At 69.3% G+C, this 9433-nt stretch carries 8 protein-coding genes; 1 reads left to right on the top strand and 7 read right to left on the bottom strand.

Translation table 11 applies throughout. The features are described 5' to 3' along the window. Positions 1–297: 297 nt before the first annotated feature. A complete protein-coding gene (ychF, locus tag ABZ990_RS30880; RefSeq protein ID WP_361238836.1) occupies positions 298–1386 on the top strand; it encodes a redox-regulated ATPase YchF in 1089 nt (362 codons plus the stop codon). Positions 1387–1518: 132 nt separating this feature from the next. Here the strand turns inward: ychF and ABZ990_RS30875 are convergent, their stop codons facing one another. The 7 genes from ABZ990_RS30875 to ABZ990_RS30845 form a co-directional block, all read right to left on the bottom strand. Next, positions 1519–1782, bottom strand: a complete 264-nt coding sequence (locus ABZ990_RS30875; protein WP_361238833.1) for a type II toxin-antitoxin system RelE/ParE family toxin — start codon at positions 1780–1782, stop codon at positions 1519–1521. After that, positions 1775–2044, bottom strand: coding sequence for a type II toxin-antitoxin system Phd/YefM family antitoxin (locus ABZ990_RS30870; RefSeq protein ID WP_019434848.1), 270 nt, complete (start codon positions 2042–2044; stop codon positions 1775–1777). The genes ABZ990_RS30875 and ABZ990_RS30870 overlap by 8 nt, the downstream gene beginning before the upstream one ends. Positions 2045–2317: 273 nt before the next feature. Then, on the bottom strand, positions 2318–3688 hold the full coding sequence (locus ABZ990_RS30865; protein WP_361238829.1) for a hypothetical protein: 1371 nt from the start codon (positions 3686–3688) through the stop codon (positions 2318–2320). Beyond that, positions 3685–5709, bottom strand: a complete 2025-nt coding sequence (locus tag ABZ990_RS30860) for a hypothetical protein (RefSeq protein ID WP_361238826.1) — start codon at positions 5707–5709, stop codon at positions 3685–3687. Before ABZ990_RS30860 ends, ABZ990_RS30865 begins: the two co-directional genes overlap by 4 nt. Continuing rightward, the gene (locus tag ABZ990_RS30855) at positions 5706–6500 is read right to left on the bottom strand and encodes a toll/interleukin-1 receptor domain-containing protein (RefSeq protein ID WP_361238823.1); all 795 of its coding nucleotides are present in this window, start codon (positions 6498–6500) and stop codon (positions 5706–5708) included. Before ABZ990_RS30855 ends, ABZ990_RS30860 begins: the two co-directional genes overlap by 4 nt. Positions 6501–6805: 305 nt before the next feature. Next, on the bottom strand, positions 6806–8065 hold the full coding sequence (locus ABZ990_RS30850; protein WP_361238839.1) for a helix-turn-helix transcriptional regulator: 1260 nt from the start codon (positions 8063–8065) through the stop codon (positions 6806–6808). Positions 8066–8436: 371 nt separating this feature from the next. Continuing rightward, positions 8437–9162, bottom strand: coding sequence for a hypothetical protein (locus ABZ990_RS30845; RefSeq protein ID WP_361238820.1), 726 nt, complete (start codon positions 9160–9162; stop codon positions 8437–8439). Between the last annotated feature and the right edge of the window lie 271 nt (positions 9163–9433).

Genomic DNA, 9433 nt, shown 5'->3' with positions numbered 1-9433 from the left:
CCCGGGGCCGGCCCGGGCGCGGCTTCGCGGCGACCCGGTAGACCGCCGCGCCCTCCACGAGGGCGCCGGGCGGGGCCGGGGGGCTCTGCGGCCGGCCCGCGGCGGGGCGGCGGGCCGGCGATTTACGTGTCCTGTGCTGCTGCTCCACACCACCAACGTAGGTCGGAATGGGCCGGATACCGGGTTCGGGACACGCCCTTTGGGTGACGTTGGCGCGAAGAGCGCCGTCGGGGCCCGGTTCCGTGCGCCCGTAAACTGGGGGCATTCGCATCCACTGCTTCTAGGGAAGTCGCCACCGTGTCGCTCACGATTGGAATCGTCGGCCTGCCGAACGTCGGCAAGTCGACCCTGTTCAACGCCCTGACCAAGAACGACGTGCTGGCGGCCAACTACCCGTTCGCCACGATCGAGCCCAACGTCGGCGTCGTCGGCGTGCCCGACCCCCGGCTCACCAAGCTCGCCGAGATCTTCGGCTCGCAGCGCATCCTCCCGGCGACCGTCGACTTCGTCGACATCGCGGGCATCGTGCGCGGCGCGAGCGAGGGCGAGGGCCTGGGCAACAAGTTCCTGGCGAACATCCGCGAGTCGGACGCCATCTGCCAGGTCATCCGCGCCTTCAAGGACGAGAACGTCGTCCACGTCGACGGCAAGGTCTCGCCGAAGGACGACATCGAGACGATCAACACCGAGCTGATCCTCGCCGACCTCCAGACCATCGAGAAGGTCCTGCCGCGCCTCCAGAAGGAGTCCCGGATCAAGAAGGACGTGGGCCCGAAGGTCGCGGCGGTCGAGGCGGTCAAGGAGATCCTGGAGCGCGGCGACACCCTCTTCTCGCAGGGCATCGTCCAGGGCTCGGAGAAGGCCGAGCTGCTGCACGACCTGCACCTGCTCACCACCAAGCCCTTCCTCTACGTCTTCAACGTCGACGAGGACGAGCTGACCGACGAGGCCTTCAAGGACGAGCAGCGCGCGCTCGTCGCCCCGGCCGAGGCGATCTTCCTCAACGCCAAGCTGGAGGCCGACCTGGCCGAGCTGGACGAGGAGGACGCCATGGAGCTGCTCCAGTCCGTCGGCGCCGAGGAGCCGGGCCTGGCCATCCTCGCCCGCGTCGGCTTCGACACCCTGGGCCTGCAGACCTACCTGACGGCCGGCCCGAAGGAATCCCGCGCCTGGACCATCAAGAAGGGCGCCACCGCCCCCGAGGCCGCCGGTGTCATCCACACCGACTTCCAGAAGGGCTTCATCAAGGCCGAGGTCATCTCCTTCGCCGACCTGGTCGCCACCGGCTCGGTAGCCGACGCCCGCGCCCAGGGCAAGGCCCGCATGGAGGGCAAGGAGTACGTCATGCAGGACGGCGACGTGGTGGAGTTCCGCTTCAACGTCTGATCGGTCTGTTACTGACGCTGGGTGATCCGCCAAGCGTTCAGGTCGGAAGGGGTCGACTCCCGATGGAGTCGACCCCTTCTTCGTCGCCGCACTGGATCGGTGCTGGATATTCCGACGCCGGATCAGCCGATGTCAGGTGGCGTAAACGGTGGAGCGGTGTCCGACGTGAACCACCCAGACCACCAACTCTCCGTTGTCGATCGTGTAGACGACTCGGTAGTCGCCGACTCGCAGGCGACGGTGTTCAGGCCGCGATACGAGTGCGGTCGTATGGAAGCCGAAGGGATCGCTCTCCAGCTCGGTCAGCTTGGCCAGGATGCGCAGCGCCATGTCACGGGGGATCGTCCGAAGCTCGGCCTGCGCCTCAGGGCGGAAGACGGTTCGGTAGTCACTCACCGCGCGCCAGCGTCTCCCTCATGATGTCCTCGATCGGGATGCCGGGGGCCGGGTTGGCCATGCGCTCGTCGATGATCCGGTTGATCTCGCGCTCTTCCCATTCCTGGTACTTGCGCAGCACCTCGATGGAGACGACGGCGGCGACCTCCTTGCCTCGGCGTGTGATCACTGTGGGCACGTCGTCGCGGTCCGCACGCTCCACCACCTCCGCCAGGTGTGCGCGCACGTCGCGGATGGACTCTATGGGCAGTGGCTGCGTCATGCGCCCAAGCGTACCGGGTGTCTCGTGTGTACACAATGGCTCAGGTTCTGGGGTTCCGGGTAAGCCGTCACCGTGCTGGATCTGTGCTGGATTCGATCTTCGCGAAGTGTGATTCCGCAGGTGGCAGCTCTGCACTCGACGTTCCGCTTCAACGTCTGATCCACCCTGGCAAAGGCCGTCCACCCCGCCGCGACGCGGGGCGGACGGCCTTTGCCGTTTACTCGGTCTCCGCAGGATGCCAAGCCCTGAAGAGTCGGCCGGCGGTCTGCCCGTTCAGCTCCTGTACTCGTCGTCCTCGGGGCGAGTAGGGGGTTCGGTGGGCCGCTGCGGGCTGTGCGAGGGGTCCCAGAGGTGGGGGGACGTCATGTCGTCCTCGCCCGTGTCCCACGGGTCCCTGTTGCTGTCGTTCGTGCCGGTCTCCGTCGTCCATCGCGTGAACGGGTCGGTACCCGCACCGGCATCCCGGTCCGCATCATCCCGGTCCGTATCCGCATCCGCGCCTGCATCCGCGAACGGCGCTCCCTCGGGGGCCGGCGAGCGGGGAGGCCAGGGGCCCGTGGAGTTCCCCTCGCGTGAGGGGGCCTCCGGATCTTCGTCGGATTCCAGGCCGAAGTCCCGCCTGATCTCGGCGGCGGCCTCGTCCAGCCCCTCCGACTTCAGCAACCGCATCATGCGGTGTGCGAACACCCTGTAGCTGTCCATGTCGGGCTTCAGGCCCGCCTGCGCCATCAACAGGCGCAGGCGATCCGAGACTTTCACCTCCTCCTCGCGGTCGAAGATCTCTCCTCCACGGCTGTCCCCGTCCCACAGCGGGCCGCCGACAGTCGCCTCGAACCGCCTGCTCGCGGGTGGGACGAGCAGATGACGGAAGAGCTCGGGCACTTCCTCGTTGTTGGCCGCCGCCGTGACCTGGGCGAGCGGGCCGATCATGTCGACCGCCTTCTCGATGTCGTTCTCGTTGCGGGCGAGCCACCACACCACCGCGCTGCCCGCGCTCTTGAGCACGTCGTCACCGAGGTAGCGCCGCTTGTTGCGCTCGTGCTGACGTTCGTACTCCCATACCTCCTCGTCCTTGCGCAGGTCGCTCAGCTTCCGCAGACGTTCGCGGTCGGCGGGGGCGAGCGTCAGCGTCACATCGGCCGCCATGGCCTTCACCCGGCCGCTCGGGTCCGGGAGCGGGATGCCCAACTGCCCCTCCAGGAGGTACCGCGCGAAGCTCGCCCGGCCGGGTTGCTCAAGGTGGACGACCTCCTGGGCCCTGCTGACGAGCGACGACACGGCAAGGGCCGAGAAGGTGCTGTCGAATTGGCCGGCGGGGTCGGAGACCGGCCTCCACCACACGGTGGCCGAGAAGAGGAAGTCATAGCCGTCCGTCGCGCTCGACAGTGCCGCCTCGATCACCTGTGTCTCCTGGTACGGCTGCTCCGTCGGTGCCGCGGGCGGCTCGGGTTCCCCGGACTCGTACGGGTCGGCCGATACGCGGCCTCCGCTGAGAACCGCCATCACGAGCAGCAGGGAGCCGGAGACCGTGACCATGGACAGGAAACCCCACAACCACGCCGACCAGTGCAGGAGGTTGCCGAGCACAGCCGGCGCGAGGCCGCAGAGAGCGACGAACAGCAGGCTGGAAAAACGGGGCTTCATCGTTCCTCTTCCGTGGTGCGTGATCCGGCGCCCGCACACGGTGCGCTCTCCGTGCGGGCATACTGCGCGTGGTCGATGTGCTGCCAGAAGAGCGCGGCGACGGTGGCCCGGGACGGATGACGCGCGGACCGTGCCCAGTCGCAGGTGATGACGTAGAGACGGTGGAGAGCGGCCGTGCGGCCGTGCGCCGCCCTGGCCATCAGCCTCAGCGCCATCTCCTGCGCATGGTCGTTCGCCGCGGTGTCCAGCCAGCTGCTCACCAGCGGCTTCCAGAGTTCCGCCGGCGGTTGGGAGAGCACTGTCTTCCAGCCCAGGAACAGGTCCGGCCAGTGAGGCGGGCCCGGCGCCCGCTCGCTCCGCAGCAGTTCCGTGAGCAGACGAAGATGCGTATTCGTCTCGGGTGGCTCCCGACACGCCCGGTCCCGCAAGCGGTCGATCAGCAGCCGGTAGAGGTGGCGGTCGCGGCCGGCGAGGTCGAAGAGCGCCTCCTGGGCCCCGTGCGACGCCTCTCCCTTCCACACGGCCAGGTGGTGGAGCCGCACCAACGCCTGTTCCGGATGTGTCGCGCCGAGGTTCTGGTGACAGGCGGTGGTCAGGACACGGGCAAGGCCCTCCGTCAAGGAACCGGGCCTCGTGACGCTGTCGTACATCCTTCTGCGGAACCATCCGCCGAGGTCCTCGTGACTGAGGCCGAGTTCGAGGGCCGTCACGGCGCGCGGATCGCCGGGCGCCTTGGGCAGCCGGTCCGCCCAGTTGACGGCGAGGTCGAAGAGGTGGTCGGGCCGTCCGACGGCCAGGGACCGCTCGCCGAAGCGGACGACGACATCCACCTGGTCGTCGGTGGTCAGACCGTCCAGCCCGGCGGCACGGCCGATCCAGGTCTTGAGATGGCCGCGTACCCCGGGGAAGTTCTCCCAGAAGTACGTCCGCAGAGCGTCGGCGTAGGCCAGCCGCTCGAAACGAAGCCGTCCGTCCGGGGCCCGCTCGATCCCGAGCGAGTTCAACCGCTCGCCGAAGTCCGTCCGCGCGAGCTCGGAGGCCACCTCTTCCTCGTACCCGACCGGCTTTCCTTCCACAGGGCCCACCGGCTTCAGCAGGCTCTGCCATGCCTCGTAGACGGTGTCGGCGCGAGCTCCCTCGAATACCGCCGCCGCGAGCAGCAGGGCCCGGTCGGGCGCCGTGCGGATCTCGGCCATCTGCCGGCCCACCTCACCGGCGCGATCGGTCACCGCGTGCATCGCCTGATCGAGCCATGCCGCGAAGTCGGTGCCGAACCGACCGCTGTCGCGGGCGGCCCGCACCAGCCCCGCGAGCCGCGCCAGTTCGCGCATCGGGGAGCGGTCGTACAGGCGCTGGAGGCCGGCGCTCTGCAGGTCCGTGGAGCAGAAGATCATCCGGTCCATGCGGAGGTACCGGGTGACGACGGCGATTCCCCGGGGGCGCCCCAGCTTCACCGTGTGGAGTTCGAAGTCCGGTGCGTGGACGTGCTCCATGACCGACGGCAGGACGACGACCATGTGGGCCCCCGCCTCCTGGACCTTCGACCGGTGCACGGCCAGACGGCGCTGGGCCCTGGCGTACTCCTCCTCGTCGGTGATCCCGGAGAGATCGAGGAGGAAGCGGTCCCCGGCACGGGGTGCGAGCGGCTTCTCGTGCCTTTCCTCGTCCTTGGCCGTGGCGGGAAGCTCCTCGACCCGGAAACCGTCCCCGTCGGGGCTGCTGTCCTCGCCGAACCCGTGCAGCAGCATGACCGCCGCGGCGCGGCGGCCACTGCCGGGCCGCCCCTCCAGCAGCACCACCGACCCCGGCTTCTCCAACTGGTCGGCGGCGACCCGGTAGCCGCTGGGGGGAACGAACCGGTCGGCCAGGCGCAACCGGTCCTCACGGGCGATCCTGAGCGGCTCGACCCCTTTGCGGATCATCCAGTCCGCGCCGGCGCCGTAGAAGACGTACTGGGGTCCCTCGCCGTTGTTCACCGGGCCGCGCGGATCATTGACGGTGACGCGGTCCTGCTCGGTCATCGCCCGTCGTCCGAGCGCCGGCGCTCGCGCTCGAAGCGCTGGTGGACGGTACCGCTGTTGTCACCGGCGGTGAACTGGACCCCGGTGTTGTCGCCCTCGAAGTGCGGCGCGTTGTACTGGTGGCCCCGGCCGGTGTTCACGGGCCCCTGCGGCTCGTTGACGAAGGTTCCGGACAGGTCTCCGTTGAGGTTTCCGATGCCGCCCCGCACACGCTGTTCGACATCGCGCGTCCGCATCCTGGTGTGACCGGTGTCCCGGGCCGACCTCTCGCGGGACTTCGCTTCCGCCCGCTCCGTTGCCTCGTGACCGTCGCCGTCGGCACTGCCCAACGCGGGCAGCAGCCGGGCGAGGGTGTCGCCGAGTGCGGTCAGGTCCGATTCGGCATTGCGGTGGTCGAACCGCCTGTACTGGCAGTCCGCCAGTTCCAGCAGATCGTCCGGGAGGACGAGGCGGTCGATCCGCGTGGTCTTCCCGACGAGCACGGGAATCACCAGCACACCGCGGTCGAGCGCGGTCTGGATCTCACGGCGGGTCCAGTCGTGCTCGGCTTCGAGGGCGGGGCGGCCGTCGGCCCCCGGCACCTCCGCCCAGCGCGGCCCGATCACGGCGAGGAGCGCCTCGCACCCCTCCACCGCCCTGACCAGTTCCACCGGGAAACGGCGTCCGGCATCGATCGAGTTGCTGGCGAAGAAGATCCGCTCGCTGCCGAACCTCCGGGAGAGCTCCCGGGCGATCATGGTGGCGGCGGATTCCTCGTCGCCTGTGCGGTAGTTGACGAAGACGTCGGGCATGAGGGGGTTCCCTTCGTAAGAGAGACGGGGTGAACGGGCGCGGGCTGTGGACCGGGGAATCGGTCCGGCCGCGCCGTAGGGTCCCGCCCGTGTGACGGCATGGCGCGTCCACGGGAGGGCGTGCGGATGGAAGGCGTCGCCCGGTGCGTCACCGATGGCAGGCAGCCAGAGAGACCGGGGTGCCACGCGTCACGGCGGGCGGGAAGCAGAAGGCCCGCAGGAGATCGGGGGCTCTGGAAGGTGAGAAGGACCGCGTGATCTGGTGAGCCGCGCGGCTCACGACCATGTGGGCCGTGGAGCGGCTGTCAGCCGTGCGTGGGGGCGAGGACGCGTGCCAGTGCGGGCTGCAGATCGCGTACGGCGTGACTGCTCCGGAACCGGGACAGCTCCCGTGCGAGACGCCGCACATCGCTGTTCACCGTCGCCGAAGGCACGGCCGGCATCACTCCCAGGAGATCCCCGGCGATCGCGCACGCGTGCTCGACTTCACCGGAGGCGGCATGGGCCAGGGACCTGCGGAAGCCGTACCGGGCACGGGTACGCAGCGCTTGCGCCGGGAGGCGCCGGCATTCCCGGTCGAGTACCTCGGCGGCGGCCTTGGGGCGCCCGAGGTCGTACAGACACCAGCCGGTCGACATCGCTGCCGGATCACTCACATGGGAGGTGCCGATCACGGGCTCGGCGCCGTCATGGGCGTCGGCGGCGGCGAGCAGCTCCCGCGCCCTGTCGAGGCTGCGGAGGCACTCGACTTCGTTGCCGGCGAGCGCGTGCCCTTGGGCCTCCCGTTGTGCCGCGAGTCCCCGAATACGCGGCGGGAGCTCGCTGCCCTGAGCGCGGCGGGCCAGACTCACCGTGCCGGTTGCGTCCCCGCCGTACAGAGTGACGAGGGCGCGCCTCACCAGTGCGTAGGAACCGAGGTACGGATCGCCCCCGGCGCGCGCCAGCTCGGCGGCCTCGCCCGTCCAGCCGAGTGCCGCGTCGCTGTCACCGGCTTCTTGGGCCATCCAGCCGGTGAACTCCGCGAACCGCGAGGCAAGCAGGAGCGCAGGGGCACGGGAAGCGGACCGGGCGTCGGAGGCCAGCCCGGCGATCATGCGGGTCTGTGTCTCCAGCAGGGGCAGCAGGATGGCGGGGGCAGTGGACTGCCCGAGCTTGCGCAGCTGGTCGAACTGCATGCGGTAGGGGGCCAGGAGAGGGGCGTCGGCGGAGGACGAGGACACGGCCTGCCCGCCGAGTTTCAGGCCGAGGTCGACCAGCACCCCGGTACCCGCCGAGAGGACTGCCCGACGCCCGACGAGCCAGCGGCTCGGACCGGCGGGGGAATCGACAGCGCTCGGCTCGGAGTCCCTGTCGGGGCGGGTCACCAGGCGCTGCAGTTCGCCGTCCGCCCCGAGGAAGGCGTCGCACCGCCGGGCCAGTTCGGGGGACGCGGAACGCTCCCCGCGCTCGACCTTGCTGAGGTGCCCCTTGTCGTAGTTGAGCGCCACGGAGAACTCGGTCAGAGTCAGCCCGGCTTCCACTCGTAAACGGCGAAGTTCCGGACCAAAACGCAACGTCGTGCTCATCATCACCCTCCCTTTGAACAGTGACCGCGAGAGCCGTCAGCCCTCGTGGGAGTCGCCATCAGACGATCACCGGGCGACACGAAACCCGATGGCGAACACCCACTGTGACGGCACCGTCTCGCTTCGCATCCGAAAGCGAGTCTGGCATGGCATGGGTCTGGAAAATCAGGGTTCGGCGGTGTTGCCTGTTGCCTCTTTGGCGCTCCGGTGATCCCGACCCGCTCCCCGGAGTGGCCGGTACCGACCACGCTCGGCGGAAAGTGATCGAAAACGAGAGGAACTCGGGCGGGGCCGGCTGTTCACGAGGACGCAGAGCTCGATGACGGAGCCGTAGACGATCTCCTCGGGCGCCGATACACGGGTACACGCGTTCAGCCGGTCGGAGGTTCGAGCATCGGCTCGAAGGATGTGGCCTCCTCGTCTGCGGTGCTCGGGAGGAAGCCGTCGGGCACGGTGCGGGCGGCATCCGAGAAGACGGCGGGATGGAGGGCCGCGGTGATCGTGGGTGTCAGGGGACGCCCCGCGAGGACGTGGCGGATCGCGGCGAGGGGGATCCGGCGTTCGTAGTGGTCCTCGAAGTGCTCCTGGACGGTCTCGGGGGAGCGGTCGGTGAGGAGATGGAAGAGGAAGCCCGACCCGTCCGGGTCCGCGCCGTCCGGCGGGAAGTCGATGTTCGCGCCGGTACGCCAGGCCGTGTCGCCGGTCTCCCGCCACAGACAGGCGGTGACGGGCGGGGCGTCGATCTCCTCGTCACGGAAGGCGGGCTCGTCCAGGAGCGGGCGCAGCGCGGCGGGTACGTCGTCGATGACCCCGGGCCATACGTCCTCGTCATCCGTCACGTACGGGCTCATCACCGACTCGTGGTCGAAGCCGCGGATCAGCACGCCGGCCGGGGTGAAGAGGACGGAGAAGTCGTCTCCCGAGCCGTTGTCCATCAGGGCCACCTCTTCCCCAGGGCCCCAGGCCGGGTCGAAGCGGTAGCCGCAGTACTCCGGATCGTCGCCGATCGCGGCGTCCAGGACGGCCAGCGCGCGCAGATGCGCGCGGAGGATGGTGGGGTCGGGCAGGCAGGCGGCGATGTCGTGCACGGTGCTCATGGCGCTACGGAAACACCCGCCGCTGACAGTGACCGCGTGCCGCAGCGTGTGGGACGCGACCGGCCCCGGCCGGGGCTTGACACCGGCTTCCCTGGTCCGTAAGGTTCTCCGAGTTGTCCGACGTGAGCACCGGCCCCGGTCGGCCCCGGACAGCGATTCCGCAAGAACCACTTACGCCTGAGGGTGTCGATTCGTCGTCCCGTCATGCGTTCTGTTTTTCTTGCGAAATGAGGAATCCGCGTTCGAGCTTCGGACGCAGCCGCCGATTAGC

The organism is Streptomyces sp. NPDC046203, from assembly GCF_040646255.1.
Classification (GTDB): domain Bacteria; phylum Actinomycetota; class Actinomycetes; order Streptomycetales; family Streptomycetaceae; genus Streptomyces.
Note: the sequence above shows the minus strand (reverse complement) of the source record. Positions and strands in the feature narration are given on the sequence as shown.

Coding starts and splice junctions, on each gene's coding strand:
- ABZ990_RS30870 (WP_019434848.1), bottom strand. CDS start 2,044: ATGACGCAGCCACTGCCCATAGAGTCCATCCGCGACGTGCGCGCACAC.
- ABZ990_RS30865 (WP_361238829.1), bottom strand. CDS start 3,688: ATGAAGCCCCGTTTTTCCAGCCTGCTGTTCGTCGCTCTCTGCGGCCTC.
- ABZ990_RS30860 (WP_361238826.1), bottom strand. CDS start 5,709: ATGACCGAGCAGGACCGCGTCACCGTCAATGATCCGCGCGGCCCGGTG.
- ABZ990_RS30855 (WP_361238823.1), bottom strand. CDS start 6,500: ATGCCCGACGTCTTCGTCAACTACCGCACAGGCGACGAGGAATCCGCC.
- ABZ990_RS30850 (WP_361238839.1), bottom strand. CDS start 8,065: ATGAGCACGACGTTGCGTTTTGGTCCGGAACTTCGCCGTTTACGAGTG.
- ABZ990_RS30845 (WP_361238820.1), bottom strand. CDS start 9,162: ATGAGCACCGTGCACGACATCGCCGCCTGCCTGCCCGACCCCACCATC.